General features: G+C 71.1%; 20 protein-coding genes. 3 read left to right on the top strand and 17 right to left on the bottom strand.

Annotated elements, in window-relative coordinates:
- The first annotated feature begins 387 nt into the window (after positions 1-387).
- Together ACH5AO_RS09755 and ACH5AO_RS09750 are read left to right on the top strand one after the other, a co-directional pair.
- Complete coding sequence (locus tag ACH5AO_RS09755) at positions 388-753, top strand: DUF192 domain-containing protein (protein WP_398923564.1); 366 nt, start codon at positions 388-390, stop codon at positions 751-753.
- Between the two features lie 127 nt (positions 754-880).
- Positions 881-1,288, top strand: a complete 408-nt coding sequence (locus ACH5AO_RS09750; RefSeq protein WP_398923562.1) for an ASCH domain-containing protein — start codon at positions 881-883, stop codon at positions 1,286-1,288.
- Here ACH5AO_RS09750 and ACH5AO_RS09745 read toward each other — a convergent pair.
- The 14 genes from ACH5AO_RS09745 to ACH5AO_RS09680 all read right to left on the bottom strand — a co-directional run bounded on the left by ACH5AO_RS09745 (position 1,263) and on the right by ACH5AO_RS09680 (position 13,088).
- The gene (locus ACH5AO_RS09745; protein ID WP_398923560.1) at positions 1,263-1,910 is read right to left on the bottom strand and encodes an OmpA family protein; all 648 of its coding nucleotides are present in this window, start codon (positions 1,908-1,910) and stop codon (positions 1,263-1,265) included. The two genes, ACH5AO_RS09750 and ACH5AO_RS09745, sit on opposite strands and share 26 nt — an antisense overlap.
- 8 nt (positions 1,911-1,918) lie before the next feature.
- Positions 1,919-2,500 carry a hypothetical protein gene (locus ACH5AO_RS09740; protein ID WP_398923558.1) on the bottom strand — a complete coding sequence of 194 codons (582 nt, stop codon included), beginning with the start codon at positions 2,498-2,500 and terminating at the stop codon, positions 1,919-1,921.
- 34 nt (positions 2,501-2,534) lie between these two features.
- Complete coding sequence (locus ACH5AO_RS09735) at positions 2,535-3,134, bottom strand: pilus assembly protein TadG-related protein (RefSeq protein WP_398923556.1); 600 nt, start codon at positions 3,132-3,134, stop codon at positions 2,535-2,537.
- Positions 3,134-3,370, bottom strand: coding sequence for a hypothetical protein (locus tag ACH5AO_RS09730; RefSeq protein ID WP_398923555.1), 237 nt, complete (start codon positions 3,368-3,370; stop codon positions 3,134-3,136). Before ACH5AO_RS09730 ends, ACH5AO_RS09735 begins: the two co-directional genes overlap by 1 nt.
- 157 nt (positions 3,371-3,527) lie before the next feature.
- A complete protein-coding gene (locus ACH5AO_RS09725) occupies positions 3,528-4,391 on the bottom strand; it encodes a response regulator (RefSeq protein WP_398923553.1) in 864 nt (287 codons plus the stop codon).
- Positions 4,388-6,019, bottom strand: coding sequence for a sensor histidine kinase (locus ACH5AO_RS09720; protein WP_398923551.1), 1,632 nt, complete (start codon positions 6,017-6,019; stop codon positions 4,388-4,390). Before ACH5AO_RS09720 ends, ACH5AO_RS09725 begins: the two co-directional genes overlap by 4 nt.
- An 11-nt stretch (positions 6,020-6,030) precedes the next feature.
- Positions 6,031-6,918, bottom strand: coding sequence for a DUF5936 domain-containing protein (locus ACH5AO_RS09715; RefSeq protein ID WP_398923549.1), 888 nt, complete (start codon positions 6,916-6,918; stop codon positions 6,031-6,033).
- Between the two features lie 22 nt (positions 6,919-6,940).
- Positions 6,941-7,885: a type II secretion system F family protein gene (locus ACH5AO_RS09710; RefSeq protein ID WP_398923548.1), complete on the bottom strand. Its 945-nt coding sequence runs from the start codon at positions 7,883-7,885 to the stop codon at positions 6,941-6,943.
- 11 nt (positions 7,886-7,896) lie between these two features.
- Positions 7,897-9,234, bottom strand: coding sequence for a CpaF family protein (locus tag ACH5AO_RS09705; protein WP_398923547.1), 1,338 nt, complete (start codon positions 9,232-9,234; stop codon positions 7,897-7,899).
- 21 nt (positions 9,235-9,255) lie between these two features.
- Positions 9,256-9,570 (bottom strand): TadE/TadG family type IV pilus assembly protein, encoded by a 315-nt coding sequence (locus tag ACH5AO_RS09700; RefSeq protein ID WP_398923655.1) that lies wholly within the window; start codon positions 9,568-9,570, stop codon positions 9,256-9,258.
- Between the two features lie 238 nt (positions 9,571-9,808).
- Positions 9,809-10,225, bottom strand: coding sequence for a pilus assembly protein (locus ACH5AO_RS09695; protein WP_398923545.1), 417 nt, complete (start codon positions 10,223-10,225; stop codon positions 9,809-9,811).
- On the bottom strand, positions 10,222-11,475 hold the full coding sequence (locus tag ACH5AO_RS09690; RefSeq protein ID WP_398923543.1) for a CpaE family protein: 1,254 nt from the start codon (positions 11,473-11,475) through the stop codon (positions 10,222-10,224). The genes ACH5AO_RS09695 and ACH5AO_RS09690 overlap by 4 nt, the downstream gene beginning before the upstream one ends.
- A 9-nt stretch (positions 11,476-11,484) precedes the next feature.
- On the bottom strand, positions 11,485-12,192 hold the full coding sequence (cpaB, locus tag ACH5AO_RS09685) for a Flp pilus assembly protein CpaB (RefSeq protein WP_398923541.1): 708 nt from the start codon (positions 12,190-12,192) through the stop codon (positions 11,485-11,487).
- A 62-nt stretch (positions 12,193-12,254) separates the two neighbouring features.
- Positions 12,255-13,088 (bottom strand): hypothetical protein, encoded by an 834-nt coding sequence (locus ACH5AO_RS09680; protein WP_398923653.1) that lies wholly within the window; start codon positions 13,086-13,088, stop codon positions 12,255-12,257.
- Between the two features lie 411 nt (positions 13,089-13,499).
- Here ACH5AO_RS09680 and ACH5AO_RS09675 point away from each other — a divergent pair, with 411 nt between their 5' ends.
- Complete coding sequence (locus ACH5AO_RS09675; RefSeq protein ID WP_398923540.1) at positions 13,500-15,212, top strand: chitinase; 1,713 nt, start codon at positions 13,500-13,502, stop codon at positions 15,210-15,212.
- Between the two features lie 79 nt (positions 15,213-15,291).
- Here the strand turns inward: ACH5AO_RS09675 and ACH5AO_RS09670 are convergent, their stop codons facing one another.
- From ACH5AO_RS09670 to ACH5AO_RS09660, 3 genes are all read right to left on the bottom strand, one after another.
- On the bottom strand, positions 15,292-16,614 hold the full coding sequence (locus ACH5AO_RS09670; protein ID WP_398923538.1) for an Nramp family divalent metal transporter: 1,323 nt from the start codon (positions 16,612-16,614) through the stop codon (positions 15,292-15,294).
- Between the two features lie 161 nt (positions 16,615-16,775).
- Positions 16,776-17,429: a hypothetical protein gene (locus ACH5AO_RS09665; protein ID WP_398923536.1), complete on the bottom strand. Its 654-nt coding sequence runs from the start codon at positions 17,427-17,429 to the stop codon at positions 16,776-16,778.
- Between the two features lie 169 nt (positions 17,430-17,598).
- Positions 17,599-18,720: a hypothetical protein gene (locus tag ACH5AO_RS09660; protein WP_398923534.1), complete on the bottom strand. Its 1,122-nt coding sequence runs from the start codon at positions 18,718-18,720 to the stop codon at positions 17,599-17,601.
- Between the last annotated feature and the right edge of the window lie 39 nt (positions 18,721-18,759).

The following is an 18,759-nucleotide window of genomic DNA, read 5'->3' as shown; positions in this document are numbered from 1 at the left end:
GGGCGGCCCGCGAAGACACGCCCGGTGCGGTGCGGTGCGGTGCGGCCGGCCGGGGGCGCCGCGCGCGAGTCGGTTCCGCGGGTACGCACGAGGGCGTCCGTACTCGGTCACCTCCGGGTGTCCCGCTCCGGCTCCGTCCCGTGCGACGTGGTTCACCGCTGCTCGCCGCCCGGGCCCGGTCGAGGTCGTCGGGCACCTGGCGCAGTAGGAGCAGAGCATCTCGGTCCCCAGTGTTCACATTCCGCTCATCTGAGCACGGAAGGGGCATTCAGCCGTCGGATGCTCACGTTTTTTCGCAGAGTGAGGGACAGCGCGTCCTCGGGGCGCCCCGGGGATACGTTCGGTGTGGACGTGGTGATCGGTCGGCGGTGGAGGGGGCGGTCGGGGATGGCGCGCTGGCAGGACGGGCGTGGGGAGTTGACCGTACGGGGGAACGGCGAGGAGGCACCGGTACGTGTTCCGCTGGAGGTGGCCGCCTCCTACCGGGCCCGTACCAGGGGGTTGCTGGGGCGGGACTCCCTGGACGGGGCGCTGCTGCTCTCCCCCGCCAACAGCGTGCACACCTTCCGTATGCGCATGCCCATCGACGTCGCCTACCTCGACCGGCGGCTCCGGGTCATCGCCGTCCGCACCATGCCGCCGGGGCGGCTCGGCCTGCTCCGCCCACGGGCACGGCACGTGCTGGAAGCCGAGGCCGGGGCGATGGAGGGGTGGGGGCTTCGGGTCGGGGCCCAGGTGGAAGTGAACCTTTAGGGCGCCGCCGCCTCCGCGTACGTCCGCGTGCCCTCATCCTGGAGATCAAGGCGGACAAGGCCGACCACCTGCTCCAGGAGCCTCGGAACGATCGGTGCGGAGACAGGCGCCGGAAGGGAAGTGAACCGTGTGGCCACGGGTGAACGGCATGCGGGCGCTGGAGCTCGGTACCGTCGGTGAGATGCGGGAGCGGCTCAACGCTCTCGTCCTGGCCGGGAGGAAGACCGCCACCACCGGCCTGCTGGCCGAGTACGTCGAGGAGACGGAGGGCCTGGAGTTCGAGGGTGAGCGCCTGGCGCTCCTCGGGAACGACGGAGACCGTGTCGCCACGATCGAGATCACCGGCGTCGAGCTGACTTCCTTCGGCGGTGTCACGTGGGAACACGCCGCCGCCGAAGGAGAGGGCGATCGGTCGCTGGACGAGTGGCGGACCGGGCACAGGAGCTTCTGGGAAGGCATCGGAACGCCGGTGGACGAGGACACGCCGCTGGTGTGCCTGCGGTTCCGGCTCAGCTCGCCGTGCGCGGGAACGTGATCTCGACCCTGCGGTTCTTCTTGCGGCCGGCTTCCGTGGAGTTGTCGGCGATCGGGTACTGCTCGCCGTAACCGCGCACCTCGTAGGTGATGTTCGCGTCGCTCAGCTCCTGTCCCAGGATCGCCTGTACGGCGTTGGCGCGCCGGCGGGACAGGACGTCGCCGTGGGCGGACGAGCCCAGGTTGTCGGTGAAACCGAAGACGCGGACCTTCGTCGCGTTCTGCGTCTTGATCTCACCCGCGATCGTGACGATACGGGCCTTCGCCTCCGCACCGAGCTTCGCGCTGTCCTTGCCGAACAACACCTCGGCCTGGAGCGCGAACGTCACATCGGAGTTGGTGTCCTCGCGGCGCTCGTCGCCGCTTTGGTCTTCTACGACCGTCTTGATATCCAGGACCTTCGGTTCGGCGAGGGTCGCGCCCTCCGGGAGCTTGAGGTCGGGGTCATTGCGGTCAAGTTCCACGGGGGCTGAAGCAGTGGCTTCGGTGCCTGGGGGGACGCTGGGTCCGTCGTCGGCTACGGCAGTTGTGGCGCAGCAGAGGTTGGTGGCGACCAGAAAAGTGACGGCGGTGAGTGCCCAGGTGAATCGAGGCGGCACCGGGCGCATATACGTATGTGTCATGGCCGACCTCACCCAGAGATCTGGATGGTGCCGCTGGCGAACGTCGGCAACTGGAAGGTGACTTCAGTTGTGTCCGCTGGCGGCGCGGGGAATTGCAGGAAGACAGAAAGGCTTTCTCCCGCCTTGACGGTCGAGAAGCCGGCCGTGGTCAATGGTCGGCCGTCCGTGTCGCGCAGTACGTAGTACCGCTTCTTGCTCTTTGAGTCGACCAGCGTGGCGCCGCCAAGCGATCGACCATTTCGCACGATCTCAGTCTCATTTCCACTCAAAGCCGCAGGGATTACAACACTGTCGGCTCCGTCATTCTTCAGTGTGCCGTTAACGGTGACGAACCCACCGGCGTCACGCTGCGCAGAGGAGATCTGGAGAAGCAACCCATTCGATCCCCTCAGTTCCGCCAGAGGCTCATCCGCCTGGCCGTCCTGTGCACTTGGAGCAGAACTGTTGCCCTTGGAGGCCGACGATGAGGCCTCCGGTTTCTTGTCTTCCTCTCCCTCACCACCGCAGGCGGCCACTCCGAGGGCCAATCCGGCCACGACAGCCATCGCGACCACCCCCCTACGGGCCTTCGTTGTGAACCAAACGCTCATGCCTCTGCTTCCTTAGTCACTCGTCATTCGCTTATCAGTCGGCCAGGTTGACGTCGAAGAGGTCTTCAGGTTTCGGGAGCGGATCCTCAGAGTCCTCCGGGTCCAGCTCCCACTCTGTGCCCTTACAGGTCAGCAACGGCAGCGTGCCCTCTCCTACTTCTTCCGTCGGAAGCTCGAACTCGCAGCGAGGCTTGATTACGGCAGTGGCTTTCTCCTGGGACTTCTTGCCCTCCGTGCCGGGGACGATGGACTCTCCCACGGTGTCATTCGTTTCGACCACCACCGTGTAACCCAGCAATCCGTCCGGAAGGCAGCTCAGCACAACGGCATCGTTCTGCGCCGCGAGCTGGTCTGCTCTCCAGCACGACGGGGCGATACCTTCTGCAGTGCCGTTGAAAATGTCCTGCCACTTGGCCGGATCAAGGAGGTTCTGCACCCACGCGCCTGCGAGTTGATCTCGCTGGTCCTGAGCTGCCGCAAGCGCGGCCGCATCAGCGGCGGTTTGTGCGCCGTTCCGGTTCACCGCAGCCTGGCCAACCGCAAAGTAGGCGAACGCGAGAAAGAGCAGGCCCCCCACCACCGTGATGTAGATGGGGAAAGCCTGCCCTGCATCGCCGTACCTACGTGGGCGCATCAGCCGCCGGTAACCCGGGCAATCTGCGTCGTGATCGCGTCGTAGATCGACTGACCGATGCTGGTGCCGGTGATCGCCAACACGATCAGCACCACCACCGCGATGATGCCCAGGTACTCGACCGCCGTCTGCCCCTTGTCGGCGTTGCGGCGCCGCAGGGCCTCGGCCGTCGTGTTCTTCCAGCCGTTGACGCGGACCTTGGTCGCGACGGCGGTCTTGATCATCAGGTCGCTCATGGTGTTCCCCTCCGGCTGACGCGGTGGCGGCCTGCTTCGCAGGGCCGTTTTCGGCGTCTGCAACGTACGGGCGGGAACCCCGTCCGCCGGAGGGCCCCTGGGCCCAATCCCGGGCCCAGGCGCGGGCCCAGCTCCTCGTCCCCCTCGTCACCGGAGGTCACCCCACCCCTCGGCCCGAGCCCGGTGCCGTGCCGAGCCACTTCGCCGCGGCCTCGGAACGGCTCGTGCTGTGGAGCTTCGCGAAGATGCGGTTGATGTGGTTCTTGACCGTCTTCTCGCTGATGAAGCACGTGGCGGCGATCTGCTGGTTGGTCATGCCGGATGCGATGAGGTCCATGATCTCCGCCTCCCTCGTACTGAGTCGGTACCCCGACCTGTCGGGAGCGGCCGGGCGGCCGCCTGTCCGACCAGACGACGATCGTGCCACATTCGGTTGCAGTCGCGAAAGGTTTTCCGCAGAAGTAGGCGAGGGTGGGATGTGGGGGAGGTCGAATCCGTTTGTGGCGGGGTTAGTTGTGCGTGCGGCACCCAGTCCCTCCGGGAGGGTCCCGGGCGGGCGCGGGTCTTGGCGTAGTTGCGAGAGCAACGCTCCCGCCGCCGTCGGGGTGAAGTGGGGCCTGCCTTCCCTGATGTCGCGGATCGCCGCAGCCAACTGGTCCGCCGTGAACTCACCGTGGACCAGGTAGCCGCCCGCTCCCCTGCGCAGGGCCTCCTGGACGATCTCCGACTCCCCGCTGTACGTCAGCATCACCACGGGGGCGATCCGTACCAGGTACGGGAGGGCCGAGATGCCGTCCACGCCGGGCATGCGGACGTCCAGGAGGACCACGTCGGGGCGGTGGGTGCGGGCCGCCTCGCAGGCCTCCCGGCCGTCGGCCGCCTCCGCCACCACCGTGATGTCCTCGCGGCCGGTGAGGAGGGCGGTCAGGCCGGCGCGGACCACCGGGTTGTCGTCGGCCACCAGCACCCGGAGGGAAGCCGGGGGCGGGACGTCCGCGAAGGGGTTCGGGGGTGTCGTCACGGGGTGGCCTCCGTGGGAGTCGTCACGGCCGCCAGCGGGAGTTCCAGGCGGACTTCGGTGCCTCGGGCGTGTTCGCCCCGGCCCATGCTGATGCGGGCGCCGACCGAGGCCGCCCGCTCGACCATGCCGACGAGGCCGAAGTGACCGGCGCGGCGGAGCTGTTCGAGGTCGGTGCCGGGCGGGAGACCGGTGCCGTCGTCGTACACGCTGATGCGGAGCAGGTCGCCGTGGACGCCGGCGTGGACGTCGACCCTGGTCGGCTCGGCGTGGCGGTGGGCGTTCTCCATGGCCTCCGAGGCGATGGTGAGGAGGTGGCGGGCCACGGCGGGCGGGACGGGCGGGGCCGTGTGCTCGCCGGTGGGGTGGTAGGTCGCGGGGACGCCGGTGCGGGCGGAGAAGTCGCGGGTGCGGGCGGCCAGTTCCGCCAGGACGTCCGTGCCCTCGTCCGGGTCCGACTCCCTGCGCAGGTCGGCCAGGAGTTCGCGGGATTCGGCGGCTGCCCTGCGGGCCGAGCGGGCCACGAGTTCCGCCTGTCGTCTCACCAGGGCCGGGTCCGGGTGCGGGGCGCCCGCCGTGCCGGCCAGGCCGTCCGCCGCCAGGGCGACTCCGTGGAGGGTCTTGGCCACCGAATCGTGCATCTCGCGGGCGAGGCGGGCGCGTTCGGCGCTGACCGCCTCCGTGACGGCCAGGCGGGCTCGGACGGTCGTCAGGGCCTGGGTCGCCGTGCCCAGGCGGAGCACGAGGTTGCGGAGGCTGGAGCCGACCGCGCCCGCGATCACGCAGAGGCCGGGGAGGAGGAGGGCTTCCGCCGGTTCCGTCCGTGGGTTGTCCAGGGCCGCGTGGACCAGGAGGAGGATCAGGCCCTGGAGGGAGGCGAAGACCGCCGCGCCGCGCCAGCCGTAGATCAGGCCCGCGAGGAGGGGGGTGCAGACGCTGACGTAGGCGAGGGTGGTGTCGGGGCCCGCGGAGATGAGGAGCAGGGCTCCGAAGAGGGTGTCCGCCGCGAGGAGGGTGGGGTGGCGGAGGAGGAGGGGGCCGAAGCGTTCCCAGTCGCGGAAGAGGACGTAGGAGGCCATGAAGGTGACCACCACCGCCATGCCGACCAGGCGGGTGCTCCAGCCGGGGGCGGCGTTGAGGAGGGCGGAGGGGGTGGCCAGGGCGATCATCGCGAGGCGGAAGCCGAATGCCTGCCGGCAGAGGGCCTGGAGGGCGTTGACCTGGATCTGTACGTCCGGTGCGGGGTGCGAGGGGTGTGCGGGGTACGTCCGGTCTTCGGCCGGGCGAGGGTTTCCGCCCGTACCGTCCGTGCGGGTCCCGTCGTCGGGTGCGGGTGGCCCCTGCGGGGGCTGACCGCCGTCGGTGGCCGCCGCTTCATGGACCGGTGAGAGCTCCGCCCCGTCGGTGGCCGCCGTTTCTTGGACCGGTGAGAGCTCGGTCCCATCGGCGACCGCCGCTTCGTGAGCCGGTGAGGGCTCCGCCCCGTCGGTGGTGTTGCCGTCGTGCGGCGGGCTGTCCGGGGTGCCTGTTCCGGTGGGGGGCGGGAGGGCCGTGGCCGCCGGCGGGGTCGTGGCCGCCGGCGGTTTCGCGGGACGGCGGAACCGCCTCGTGCGTTCCCTTGTCGTCGTCATCGCCCCCTGCCCTACTCGCCCGTGACCGCGCCGAAGTCGATGCCGGAGCCGAGGATCAGGCCGGCGCCGAGGAGGATCATCGTGGCCGGGACCATGAACGTGGTGATCATCATGGTGGCCTTCGGGACCGCGCGGGCCGCCTTGCGGCGGGCGTTCTGCGCGTCCGTGCGGCGCATGTCCTTGGCCAGGGACACCAGCGTGTCGACGATCGGCGCGCCCAGTTCCTCGCCCTGCTGCAACGCCGTGACGAACATCGCGACCTGTTCGGAGTCGTTGCGGCGGCGCAGTTCCGCGAAGGCCTGGCGGCGGCTCATACCCAGGTCCATCTGGCGCAGGGTGATGCGCAGTTCGTCCGCCCACGGGCCCTCGTACTTCGACGACACCCGGTCCAGGGCCTGCCGGAAGCCCAGGCCCGCGCTCACCACCACCGCCAGTACGTCCAGGAAGTCCGGCAGCGTCCGTTCGATGACGTCCCTGCGGACGCGGATCGCCGACCAGATGCCGACCTCCGTCCAGAACGCGCCGAAGGCCAGGAGCAGTAGGGCCATGAGGAGTTGGCCGCGCATCAGGAACACCAGGAAGCCGACGACGCCCAGGAAGCCGTAGACCGCGCGGCGGGCGGCGTAGCGGTCGATGGTGAGGCCGCCGGGGTTGCCCGCCAGGTCGATCTTGCGGCGGTACCTGGCGACCTGCTTGGGGCCCATGGCGCGCAGCACGGCGGGGGCGTAGCGCATGCCCATGCGGTCGACGAGGGAGTCGACCGCGCCCGTGCGGGTGGCGCCGACCTCCAGGGCCAGGGCGAGGTCGTCGGGGAGTTTCGCCTCCGCCCGGTACATGCGGATGCCGGCGAAGACGCCGTAGACGGCGAGGCCCATCAGGAGGGCCAGGAGAAGTGCCATGTCGGTCGGTCCTCCTCGCCGTTCAGACGTCGATGCGGGACAGGCGGCGGATGAGGACGAAGCCGGTGGCGTACAGGCCGAACGCGATGATCACCGCGGCCTGGCCCGCCGGGGAGCCGGTCATGCGCTCCAGGGCGCCGTCCTTCACCCCGTTCATCAGGAAGAGGGAGCCGACGCCGAGCACCGGGACGGCGTACGACGTCATGCTGACCTGGGAGAGCTGGGTGCGGACCTCCCGCCGGGTCTCCTTCCTCTCCTCCAGCGTCTCCGTCAGGTTCCGCAGGGCGCTCACCACCTGGCCGCCCGCCCGGTTGGACAGTACGAGGGTGGTGACCAGGACGACGAGCTCGCGGGAGGGGAGGCGGTCGGCGAGTTCGCCGAGGGCGTCGTCCATGGAGGCGCCGACCGCCAACTGGTTGGCGACCTTGGACAGTTCCTCGCCCGCCGGGGCCTCCAGTTCCTCCGCGGCCATGCCGACGGCCGTACGGAGGGCGAGGCCGGCCTGGGTGGCGTTGGCGAGGATGCGGGCCAGTTCCGGGAGCTGGTTGATGAACTTCTCGATGCGTTTCTGCCGCTGCCAGTTGAGGAATTGCAGCGCCACCCCGATGCCGAGCAGGCCGGCGATCGGGCCGAAGAAGGGGGCGAGGGTCGCCTGGCCGACGAGCCACAGGCCGGCGACCGTGGCGAGCATGTAGACGAAGAACTCGCCGGGGGTGACGTCCAGGCCGGTGGCCGCCAGGCGCAGTTCGAGCTTCTTGCCGAGCCCGGTGCGGCGCAGGCGGCGGTCCAGGGTGGGGAAGTGGCGCCGGCGGCCGGTGCGGGGGATCCGGCCGGTGGCCGACAGCCGGTCCACCAGCGCCTGCCGCTGTGCCCTGCCGGTGGCGTACGCGTGCACGCCGGCGACCGCGAGGACGCAGGTCAGCAGCGTGATGCCGGTGGTCAGCGTGATCAGGTTCTGCAGCTCCATGGGGGCGGTTCCTACCTGGCTTCTCGGGTGGCGAGCTGGTCGTAGGACTGGGCGATGCCGAACGCCTGGGGGATGGGCTGGCTCGCCATGTAGAGGCGGTCGGCGGTGCGGCGCGGGAGGGGGTGGTGCTCGTAGACGCCGTGGACGCGGCCGTCGGCGGTCATGGGCTGTGCGTGGAAGCGGGCGACCGTGGTCAGCCGGTACGGCTCCGAGGCGTGGCTCTCCAGCAGGGCGACCTCGGTGATGCGGCGGGCGCCGTCGGCGAAACGGGTGAGCTGGACGATGACGTCGACGGCGCTGTTGATCTGGTCGTGGAGCGCCACGAAGGGGATCTCCACGTCCGACATGGAGGCGAGGGTCTGCAGCCGCATCAGGGCGTCCTCGGCGCTGTTGGCGTGGACGGTGGCGAGGGAGCCGTCGTGGCCCGTCGACATGGCCTGGAGCATGTCGAGGGACTCGCCGCCGCGGACCTCGCCGACGACGATGCGGTCGGGGCGCATGCGCAGGGAGTTGCGGACCAGGTCGCGGATGGTGACCTGGCCCTTGCCCTCGACGTTCGGCGGGCGGGACTCCAGGCGGATGACGTGCGGTTGCTGGAGCTGGAGTTCGGCGGAGTCCTCGATGGTGATGATGCGTTCGCGCTCGGGGATCAGGCCGGAGAGGGCGTTGAGGAGGGTCGTCTTCCCGGTGCCCGTCGCGCCGGACACGATGACGTTGAAGCGGGCCTGCACCAGGCCGGCGAGCAGGTACAGCATGTGCTCGTCGAGGGAGCCGAGGCCGATGAGTTCCTGGAGGGTGAAGGAGCGGGGGAAGCGGCGGATGGTGAGGGTGGCGCCGGTCAGGGAGAGCGGCGGGATGATGACGTTGACGCGCTCGCCGGAGGGGAGGCGGGCGTCGACCATGGGGTTCGACTCGTCGACGCGGCGGTTGACGGTGGAGACGATGCGTTCGATCGTCTGCATGAGCTGGTCGTTGGAGGCGAAGCGGAGCGGGAGCTGTTCGACGCGGCCGCCGCGCTCGACGAAGATCGCGTCGGGGCCGTTCACCATGATCTCGGTGATGGACGCGTCCTCCAGCAGGGGTTCCAGGATGCCGAGGCCCAGGGCCTCGTCGACGACCCGGCGGATCAGCTGGGAGCGCTCGACGGTCGACAGGACCGGGCCCTCGCGGCTGATGATGTGGCCGAGGACGCGTTCCAGCCGGGCCCGGCGCTCGGCCGCCGCCAGCGAACTCATCTCCGCGAGGTCGATCTCCTCCAGGAGCTTGGCTCGGTAGGAGGCGACCAGGTGGCCGTCCTCGCCCCGGCCGGTCGTCTCCTCGGGGGAGTTGATGCGTGCCCGCAGGCTCATGGGTCGCTCGCTCCTCGGTCCTCAGTGGTCTCGCGGCATCGTGGCGGACTTGCGGGCGGGGCCGAAGTCCCAGCCCGGCACGATCGAGGGGATGTCGACCGTGGCGGTGACGGTGATCTCGTCGCCACCGGGATAGCCCTCGCAGGAGGTGCCGTCGGCGAGCCAGTCGCTGACGGCGGCGGTGCAGGCGTAGCCGTACGCCTGGTCCAGCGACGCGCTGCGCGCCGCCGCGCGGGCCGCCGTGCCGGCCTGCTGGGCGGTGTAGGCGATCAGACCGAGCTGGACGGCGGCCATGGCGACGACGAGCAGGACCGGGAGGAAGCCGAGGTACTCGATGGCGACCTGGCCGCGGTCGCGGGACCGGGGCCGGGGGTGGGTTCGGGGGTGGGTTCGGGGTCGAGAGTGGGTCCAGGTCCGGGAGTGAGGCCGAAGCCGAGTCCAGGTCCAGGTCCGGGGTCGGGAGTGAGACCGGAACCGGGCCCGGGTCCAGGTCCGGGAGTGGGACCGGAGCCGGGTCCAGGTCCGGGGTCGGGAGTGGGACCGGGGCCGGGGTGTGTGCGGCGTGTACGGCATGTCAGTCCGTCTCCTCCTCGACCGCGCCCGCGTGTCCCTCCACGTCGAGCGGGAGGGAGATGACTCCGGGGAAGAGGAGGGGGACGCTCAGCTTCACGTCGGCGGTGACGAGACCGCCCCCGGTCGTGCAGTTCACGGTCGCTCCCTCCGCCCACGCCCCCGACAGCTTGTCCCGTCCGGCCGCCTGGCAGGCGCCCTGGCGTGCGCCCGGTGCCGCCGCCGTGCCCGCCCGTACGGCCTCGTCCGCAGCATTCCCCGCGAGCGTGAACGCGTACCCCACCAGGACGAGCTGCCACAGCACCACCAGCGTCACCAGGATCGTGGGGGTCATGCCGAGGAACTCGATGGTCACCTGGCCCCGGTCACGGCCCCGGCCCCGGTCGCCGTCCCGCACGGGTGCCGCCGCCTCCCCGGTCATCCCCCTCCGTCCCTGCGCCGCCGGAAGCTCACCGATCCGCGGTCGCCGCGCAGCCGGCCCGCGCGCCGGTCGCCCACCGCGGCCTTGACCAGGCCGAGTTCACCGGCCAGGCTCCACAGGGCCTGCTTCACCGCGCTCTTGTTCTCCAGTTCGTGGACGCGGCCGGCGTCCACGACGGCCTGCAGTTCCTTGAAGTGGGCGGGGATCGCGGTGGCCGCGACCGCGGTGCCGGTGATCTTCCGGATGAGCGGGGGCTGGATCTCCGTGGACCGGGTGTGCCGGTTGACGACCACGGTGGTCTCCTCGGCCTTGCGGATCTGCAGCCGGTCCCACATCCGCACCGCCCGCTTGGCGCCCCGTACGGCGATCACGTCGGGGGTGGTGACCAGCAGGGCGGTGTCGGCCATCTCCACGGCCGCCGCGCCGGCGCCGCCGAGCTGGGCGCCGCAGTCGATGACGACGACCTCGTAGCGGGAGCGCAGGGCGCCGACGATCTGGCGGGCGGCGCGGTCGGTGACGTCCTCGCCGCGTTCACCCTCGCCGGGGGCGAGCAGCAGGGCGAGACCGGTGTCGTGGCGGAAGACGGCGTCGGCGAGGACGCGCGGGGAGATGTCGTTGATGGCGGCGAGGTCGACGACGGAGCGGCGGAACTGGACGTCCAGGTAGGCGGCGACGTCACCGGTCTGGAGGTCCATGTCGACGAGGGCGGTGGTGCGGCCGGAGGCCTGGGCGGCGAGGGCGAGCTGGACGGCGGTCAGGGTCGTGCCGACACCGCCCTTCGCCCCGCTGACGGTGACGACGGTGCCGCCGGAGCCGGTGAACACGTCGCCGCCGGAGCCGAGGTGGCGCCGTACGCCGACGGACCACTGGGCGACGGCCTGGACGCGGCTGGCGAGTTCCTCGTAGCTGAGCGGGAGGGCGACCAGGCCGCGGGCGCCGTAGTCCATGGCGGCCTGGAAGAGGCCGGGGCTCGCGTCGGAGGTGACGAGGATGACGCCGACGGCGGGGAAGCGCAGGGCGACTTCGCGGATCAGCTCCAGGGCGGGGACGGGGCCGATCCGCTCGTGCACGACCACGACCTCGGGCAGTTCGTCGACGGACTCGGCGGCCAGCCGGGCGAGGGTGTCGACGAGCTGGGTGGAGTCGGCCACCGGGGCCACCGGCTCGGCGTCCGGGAGCTGGCTGAGCAGTGTGGTGAGGGACCGGACCGCGTCCGCGTCGCCGACTGCCGGGAGGATCCTCGTGGGCATGCGGGCCTCTCACTTGTCCTTCGCGAGTTCGTACGTCCGGTCCTGCTCCGGGACGGTGGTGTCGGTTCCGGGTGCGACCAGCGCGAGGCGTACCCGCTGGGCGAACGACTCGGCGTAGGTGATGCGCTGGGCGTCGACGGCGGACAGCGCGAAGGTGATCGGGACGGCGTCGGTGGGTTCCCGGCCGCGGTCGTTCTCGTCGGGCCGGAGGGCGGTGAGCCTGCCGACGTCGAGGACCTTGGCGTTGGTCACGATGACCCGGGACTGGTCGGGGTCGCCCTCGCGCTCGCCCTCGAAGGTGGCGTAGACGTTGACCGAGGCGCCCGGTGTGATCTTGCCGGCGACGCCGGTCGCCGCGTCGATCATGATGGCGACCTCCTGCTGCCCGGGCCGCAGGGCGGGCTGGTCCACGATCATGTCGCTCTGCAGCAGGGAGCCCTCCCGCAGCGTGGTCACGGCGATCTTGCCCCGGATCTCGTCCAGGTCGGTGACGGCGTTCTTCGACAGCCACCGTTCGGGCATGGAGAACTTCTCGAACTGGTCCGTGGCGAGGGGGGTGTAGGGCGCCACCTCCGTCCTCAGCCGGTACGCGGTGACCTCGGGGCCGACCTTGGACTCCACGTCGCTGATGACGGAGAGCACGCCGGCGAACGCGCCGAGGGCGCACAGGACCGACAGAAGGAGGAGTATCACGCCGCGGCGCTGACGGGAGTTCATGAACCGTGCAACCTCATCGGGGATATCGGTCGAGCGGAATCGGGACCGTGCGGTGGACGGGGTCAGGTGCCCCGGGTGAGGGCCGGGGTGCCCTCGGGGGCGGGGGGTACGGCGGAACAGAACACGCACCGGTCGCCGATGACGTCGATGCCGCACCAGTGGCAGCTGCCGCGCCGTACGGAGGTGACCAGCTGGTACAGGACGGACAGGTCGGGCAGGTAGGCGCAGAACTCGACGATCCGGCCGGTCCCCCACCAGCCGGGGGACTCGGCGGGCAGCGGTGTCTCGCGCAGGCCCTGGACCTTCCAGGAGGGGGCCAGGGCGGTGGTGACCCAGTCGGACTGGAGCTGGCCCTTGGCGACGAGCATCCAGGTGCCGAACTCCGGTCCCTCCAGGCGGGTTTCGGGGCCGAGGCGGGCGAGGTGCGGGCGCGGGTGGGCGAGTACGGCAAACTGGCTGCCGGGCATCCAGGACTTCGCGTGCTGCTTCAGGTCGACGGGGACGCGGTCGAGGCGGGCGACGGAGCCGAGCAGGGCCCCGGAGTGGATGTAGTGGATCAGCAGCCGGCCGGCGGAGGCGAGGACGCCGGGGCTGAGGTCGCAGGAGGCGAGCTGGCGCAACTGGCGGATCAGGACCGCGAGTCCGAGGGGCGGGAGATCGGGGCGGAAGAGGGCTATCCGGTCGCTCTCCAGCAGGGAGCGCAGGGTGTGCAGGCGCCGCCGGACGGCGAGGGGGGTGGCCTGGGAGCAGACCACGATGACGTGCCCGTGGTGCTCGATGAGCAGTTGCAGCTCGGACAGGACCTGCTCGAGCGGGCGGGTGTCGACGTCCCGCAGCACGACGGCGGGCAGGGTGCGTTCGTCCTGGGCCGGCAGCGCCATGTCGGCGCCGGTCACGGCAATGGCAGTTGGCACGCGCGGCTCCCCGTTCTCCCCAGGCCCCTCGGCCCACCGGCGTCACTCCGATGCACCCCGGTGACTTCACTGCGTGACTACGTCAGCACTGTATCCGCGGGCCTGTGGCCGGAGAACAGCGTTTGGGCAGCCGGACGGCAACTGCTGACATACAAGGTGCGCCAAAACGGGACAGGTTGAACATCTCACCGGTCTCGATCGGGCCCCGTGAGTGTGGATCCCGTGCACCGCCTTGACGCCGGACGCTGACCCGGGGGCGGCCCACTGGTCGATTTTGGTCTGGACCTATTGACAACCGCATTGGTCTGGACCACCTTGTGCTGCACACGGTGGCCACCGTCGCTCGCTCCTCCCCCCACTCTCCTCCTCCCTTCTCCCCCACCGGAGGCCCCCATGAACCGCGTACCGGGAACACCCGTACGCCGCAGACGCCCCTGGGCCGGAGCCCTCGTCTCCGCCCTCGCCCTCGCCCTTCCCCTCGTCGGCGCGGGCCAGGCGTCCGCGGCGGACGTCAACAACGCCAAGAACGCCGGCTTCGAGGCGGGCCTGAGCAACTGGACCTGTTCGGCGAACAGCGGCACGGTCGTCTCCTCCCCGGTGCACGGCGGTACGGCCGCGCTCCGGGCCACGCCCGCCGGGCAGGACAACGCCCGCTGCACCCAGACGGTCGCGGTGAAGCCGAACTCCACGTACGAACTGAGCGGCTGGGTGCGGGGCGGGTACGCCTACCTGGGCGTGACCGGCACCGGCACGACGGACGTGTCCACCTGGACCCCGGACTCCGGCAGCTGGAAGCGGCTGTCGACGAACTTCACCACCGGCTCCTCCACCACCTCGGTGACGGTCTACACCCACGGCTGGTACGGCCAGGCCGCCTACCACGTGGACGACCTGTCGGTGTTCGGCCCCGACGGGGGCGGCGGCGGTGACCCGGAGCCGACGGTCCCGGGCACGCCGGGCGGTCTGTCCGTCTCCGGTACGACGCCGTCGTCGGTGTCGCTGGCCTGGAACACGGTGTCCGGGGCGACCGGATACACGGTCTACCGCGACGGCACGAAGGTGACGGCCGTGTCGGGCACCTCGGCGACGGTGACCGGGCTCGCGGCCGACACCTCGTACTCCTTCCGGGTCGCCGCCACCAACGCGGCGGGCGAGTCGCCGAAGTCGGCGGCGGTGACCGCCCGCACGAAGCAGAAGGACGACGGGGGCGGAGGCGGTGACCTGCCGAAGCACGCCGTGACCGGCTACTGGCAGAACTTCGACAACGGCGCGGCCGTGCAGCGCCTCTCGGACGTCCAGGACGCCTACGACATCATCGCGGTCGCCTTCGCCGACGCCACCGGCACACCGGGCGCCGTCACCTTCAACCTGGACTCGGCGGGCCTGGACGGCTACACCGTCGACCAGTTCAAGGCGGACGTCCGGGCCAAGCAGGCGGCCGGGAAGAAGGTCATCATCTCGGTCGGCGGCGAGAAGGGCACCGTCGCGGTGAACGACTCCGCCTCCGCGACGAACTTCGCGGAGTCGGTGTACGCGCTGATGCGGGAGTACGGCTTCGACGGCGTCGACATCGACCTGGAGAACGGCCTCGACCCGACCCACATGACGCAGGCGCTGCGGTCGCTGTCGGCCAAGGCGGGCCCGTCGATGATCCTGACGATGGCCCCGCAGACCATCGACATGCAGTCGACGTCCGGCTCGTACTTCCGCACCGCGCTGAACGTGAAGGACATCCTCACGGTCGTCAACATGCAGTACTACAACAGCGGTTCCATGCTGGGCTGCGACGGCAAGGTCTACAGCCAGGGCTCGGTCGACTTCCTGACCGCGCTCGCCTGCATCCAGCTGGAGGGCGGCCTCGACCCGTCCCAGGTGGGCCTCGGCCTGCCCGCCTCGACGCGGGGCGCGGGCAGCGGTTACGTCTCCCCGGCGGTCGTGAACAACGCCCTGGACTGCCTCACCAGGGGCACCGGCTGCGGCACCTTCAAGCCGTCGCGGACCTACCCGTCCCTGCGGGGCGCGATGACCTGGTCCACGAACTGGGACGCCACGGCCGGCAACGCCTGGTCCGGCGCGGTGGGCCCGCACGTCCACGCCCTGCCGTGACCCGTTCCGCCCTTCACACCACCACCACCGCCCCCGCCCCCGCTCACGATCACGTGAGCGGGGGCGGTGGCGTGAGGCGCTAGAAGAACTCCGACCACGGCTGGTCCCAGACCTGCTTCACGCACAGGACCAGGAACAGCAGGCCCGCGACGGCGAGCATGCCGTTGCTCAGCCGGCCGTTGCGCCATTCGCGCGGTGTGCGGGCGGAGTTGAGGAGCCACAGCAGGGTGAGGGCGAGGAAGGGCATGAAGGCGGCGCCCAGGACGCCGTAGATGATGATCAGGCGGAAGGGCTGGCCCTGGAAGAGCAGGACCATGGGCGGGAAGGTGAGCCAGAGGAGGTAGGCGCGGAAGGCCCAGGAGCGTTCGCGGCGCCCCGAGGCCAGCTCGTCGCCCCGCGCCTCCCGCTCGCCCCGCCGCCGGGCCAGGAAGTCGGCGAACATCAGGCTCACTCCGTGCCAGACGCCGATCAGGGAGGTGAAGGAGGTGGCGAAGAAGCCGATCAGGAAGAGCTTGCCGGTGGCCGTGCCGTACTGCCGCTCCAGGACGTCGCCGAGCTGGATCAGCCCCTTGTCGCCGCTCGCGATCGCGATGTTCGCCGAGTGCAGCAGCTCGGCGCCGACGAAGAGCATCGCGACGACGAAGACGCCGGTGGTGGCGTAGGCGACCCGGTTGTCCAGGCGCATGACCTTCATCCAGCCGGTGTCCGTCCAGCCCTTGGCGTTGACCCAGTAGCCGTACGCGGCCAGCGTGATGGTGCCGCCGACGCCGCCGATCAGGCCGAGGGTGTTGAGGACGGAGTCCTTCTCGTCCGGGAGGACCGGGAGGAGTCCGGCGAAGGCGTCGCCGAGGTTCGGGGTGACGCGGACCGCCAGGTACACCGTCACCACGAACATGACGCCCACCAGGACCGTCATGACCTTCTCGAAGACGTCGTACTTGTTGAACCAGACGAAGACCAGGCCCACCAGACCGCAGGCGATGCCCCACCACTCGAGGTCCATCACGTCCGGGAAGAGGGCCTGGAGCGGCAGGGCGCTGGACGACATCGCGGCCGCGCCGTAGACGAAGCCCCAGATCACCGCGTAGACGGCGAAGAACCAGGTCGTCCAGTTGCCGAGGCTCGCCCAGCCGTCGAAGAGCGTGCGGCCGGTGGACAGGTGCCACCGGCCGCACGCCTCGGCGAGGGAGATCTTCACCAGGCAGCCGATGATCGCGGCCCACAGCAGGGTGTAGCCGAAGTTGGCGCCCGCGATGAGAGTGGCCACGAGGTCGCCGGCGCCGACCCCGGTCGCGGCGACGACGATGCCCGGACCGATGGAGCGCCAACTGGACCTACGGGGAGCCGGGCCGGTCCCGCCTGGTGCGCCGGTGTCTCTGATGTTGCCCGTGGTGTCCGCCATGGGGGTCAAGAAAGCCCATGGCCGCCGGTCGGACAAGAGGGCGTGCGGGGATCTTCACGGGATGCACCTGGTCGAGTGACCGACCGGACACCCCGTCCCGGCCGGGTCGGGCCGCTCCGTCGGCGAGGAGGCGCGGTACGCCGTGAGCCGGCGGGTGCGCGCTACTTGCCGTCGGCGGCGGTCTCCTCGGCGCCCGCGGCCTTCAGGACCTCCGTGGTCTCCTCGGTTTCCGGGGTTTCCGTGGTTTCCGCGGCTTCGGGGGTGTCGGGGGCATCGTCGTCCTCGGGCTTGTCGGCGTCCTCGTCGAAGTACTCGTCCAGGACCGCGTCCAGAGCGGTGTCCCACTCGGCGAAGCGGCTCCTGGACGGGGCCTCGACCTCCAGCGGGTACCAGCGGCGGTCCGGGGTGTGGACGGTGACCGTCCAGCGCTTGCCGAAGCGGGCGGTCTCCGTCTCCACCGCGCCGATCTCGTCCCAGCGGAACTCGCACTCCTGGTCGTCCAGGCGCAGGCGTACGCCGTTGTGGTCGGCGACGATCCGGGCGCGGCGGTCGGACGCCTCGAAGACGGGGCCGTCGGGGACCGCGTCCTCCTCGGGCGCGGCCTCCGCCTCCGGCTCCTGCCCCGGCTCCGGTTTCGGCTCCGGGGTGGCGTCCTGCTCAGGGGCCGCTGCGGGGGCGGTGTCCTCCGGCTCGTCCGTCTTCGCCTTCGCGTCCACCTCCCGGTCGGACGCGGGTGAGGTGAGCCCGGGAATGAAGGCCGGGTCGAATCCGGCGCCCCCCAGGGGCTGGCTGCTCGAACCTATGCGCTGCTCCACACCGCAGGAGTATGGTCGATAAACCTGTGCCGGGAACAGTCACCCCGCCGTTCGTCCGCGCTCCCCCACGTCACAGTGGTGCATCGGCCGTCACTCGTCCATGAACACGATGCGCCGCGTCCTGCTCCCGTCACCCGGCACGGGCGTCACCGCGCCCCGGCCGGCGGGGCTACGGACGCCTTCCGGTCAGGAGCCGTTCCACCAGGTCGGCGCGGGCGTGACGGCGCATCACCAGGTGGACGTCCCAGGGGGCGCCGCGCGCCAGTTCGGCCTCGACGGCCGTCCACAGCGCGCCGAAGCTCTCCAGGGCGGACAGCCCGCCGCGGCCGGCCCCCAGCAGGGGCAGGCAGATGGAGGTGAGCGGCGGGTCGTGGCGCCGGGACTCCGCGGTCAGCTGCCGGAAGGCCCGGGCGACGGCGCGGGTGACGTCGGCCGGCTGGACGTCGTAGTCGTTGGTCCCGGGGCGGGGCACGGCGACGGCCAGGTGGTAGACGCGGCGGACGCCCTGGTCCGCGAGGGCGCCGGCGGAGGTGACGGCGACCGTGCCGGGCAGGGCCGCCCGGCCGGGGATGCCGTGGTGCGCGGCCCAGGCGCGCAGTTCGTCGTGGACGTGGTCCTCGACGACACCGCCGGTCGCGTCGGTGCGCGCCCCGGCCCGGCGCAGTGTCGCGGCGACCGAGTCCTTGTAGGGGGCGGGTAACGCGAAGTAGGTGTTGGAGGGGGAGACGACGACGTCGACGCCCCGCAGGAGGTCCACCGAGTGGACGTGCAGGGTGACCGCCACGGTCCGGCCGTGGACGCGCGGGGTGATCACGCGGTGCGCGGGGGCGAGTTCGGGCCGCCCGGCGGCGGGCGCGTCGTGTCCGGTGCGGGGAGCGGGGAGCCGCACGGTGTCGGTGGTACCGGCCGCGAGGCCGAGGATCCGCTCGGTGATCTGTCCCAGCACCATCAGCTCGTGGTGCTTGCGGAAGCGTTCGACGCTGACGCCGTACACCTCGGCGGCCCGGCGGCGCCGGTCGGCGGGGGGCCAGTCGCGGGTGCCCTGGGCGAGGCCGAGGGTGTATTCGGCGGCGTCCTGCAGGGTTCCGCCGCCGATGCCGGCGACGGCTTCCCGGAGCAGCCGCTCGACCGCGAGGACGGGTGACTCCCCGGTCGTGCCGGGGCGTTCGCGGGCGATGCGGGAGAGCTCCGGGGTGTCGAGCCCTCGGAGCCTGACGACTCCGGCCCGCCGCACCGCCCTCACCTCTGCGAGCACCGCGGCGTGATCGGGCCGGTGAGGGGGATGTGACATGGCGTCAAGAATTCCATCGTCACCTCCACCCTCACAAGC

This window comes from Streptomyces sp. NPDC018964 (genome assembly GCF_044390325.1).
Classification (GTDB): Bacteria; Actinomycetota; Actinomycetes; order Streptomycetales; family Streptomycetaceae; genus Streptomyces.
This window is presented reverse-complemented; position numbering and strand designations above follow the sequence as displayed.

What these genes read in the sequence shown, in the direction of transcription:
- ACH5AO_RS09670 (WP_398923538.1), bottom strand. Translation starts at nt 16,614, where the DNA reads ATGGCGGACACCACGGGCAACATCAGAGACACCGGCGCACCAGGCGGG.
- ACH5AO_RS09710 (WP_398923548.1), bottom strand. Translation starts at nt 7,885, where the DNA reads ATGGAGCTGCAGAACCTGATCACGCTGACCACCGGCATCACGCTGCTG.
- ACH5AO_RS09675 (WP_398923540.1), top strand. Translation starts at nt 13,500, where the DNA reads ATGAACCGCGTACCGGGAACACCCGTACGCCGCAGACGCCCCTGGGCC.
- ACH5AO_RS09755 (WP_398923564.1), top strand. Translation starts at nt 388, where the DNA reads ATGGCGCGCTGGCAGGACGGGCGTGGGGAGTTGACCGTACGGGGGAAC.
- ACH5AO_RS09745 (WP_398923560.1), bottom strand. Translation starts at nt 1,910, where the DNA reads ATGACACATACGTATATGCGCCCGGTGCCGCCTCGATTCACCTGGGCA.
- ACH5AO_RS09735 (WP_398923556.1), bottom strand. Translation starts at nt 3,134, where the DNA reads ATGCGCCCACGTAGGTACGGCGATGCAGGGCAGGCTTTCCCCATCTAC.
- ACH5AO_RS09690 (WP_398923543.1), bottom strand. Translation starts at nt 11,475, where the DNA reads ATGCCCACGAGGATCCTCCCGGCAGTCGGCGACGCGGACGCGGTCCGG.
- cpaB (WP_398923541.1), bottom strand. Translation starts at nt 12,192, where the DNA reads ATGAACTCCCGTCAGCGCCGCGGCGTGATACTCCTCCTTCTGTCGGTC.
- ACH5AO_RS09695 (WP_398923545.1), bottom strand. Translation starts at nt 10,225, where the DNA reads ATGACCGGGGAGGCGGCGGCACCCGTGCGGGACGGCGACCGGGGCCGG.
- ACH5AO_RS09730 (WP_398923555.1), bottom strand. Translation starts at nt 3,370, where the DNA reads ATGAGCGACCTGATGATCAAGACCGCCGTCGCGACCAAGGTCCGCGTC.
- ACH5AO_RS09660 (WP_398923534.1), bottom strand. Translation starts at nt 18,720, where the DNA reads ATGTCACATCCCCCTCACCGGCCCGATCACGCCGCGGTGCTCGCAGAG.
- ACH5AO_RS09720 (WP_398923551.1), bottom strand. Translation starts at nt 6,019, where the DNA reads ATGACGACGACAAGGGAACGCACGAGGCGGTTCCGCCGTCCCGCGAAA.
- ACH5AO_RS09740 (WP_398923558.1), bottom strand. Translation starts at nt 2,500, where the DNA reads ATGAGCGTTTGGTTCACAACGAAGGCCCGTAGGGGGGTGGTCGCGATG.
- ACH5AO_RS09705 (WP_398923547.1), bottom strand. Translation starts at nt 9,234, where the DNA reads ATGAGCCTGCGGGCACGCATCAACTCCCCCGAGGAGACGACCGGCCGG.
- ACH5AO_RS09715 (WP_398923549.1), bottom strand. Translation starts at nt 6,918, where the DNA reads ATGGCACTTCTCCTGGCCCTCCTGATGGGCCTCGCCGTCTACGGCGTC.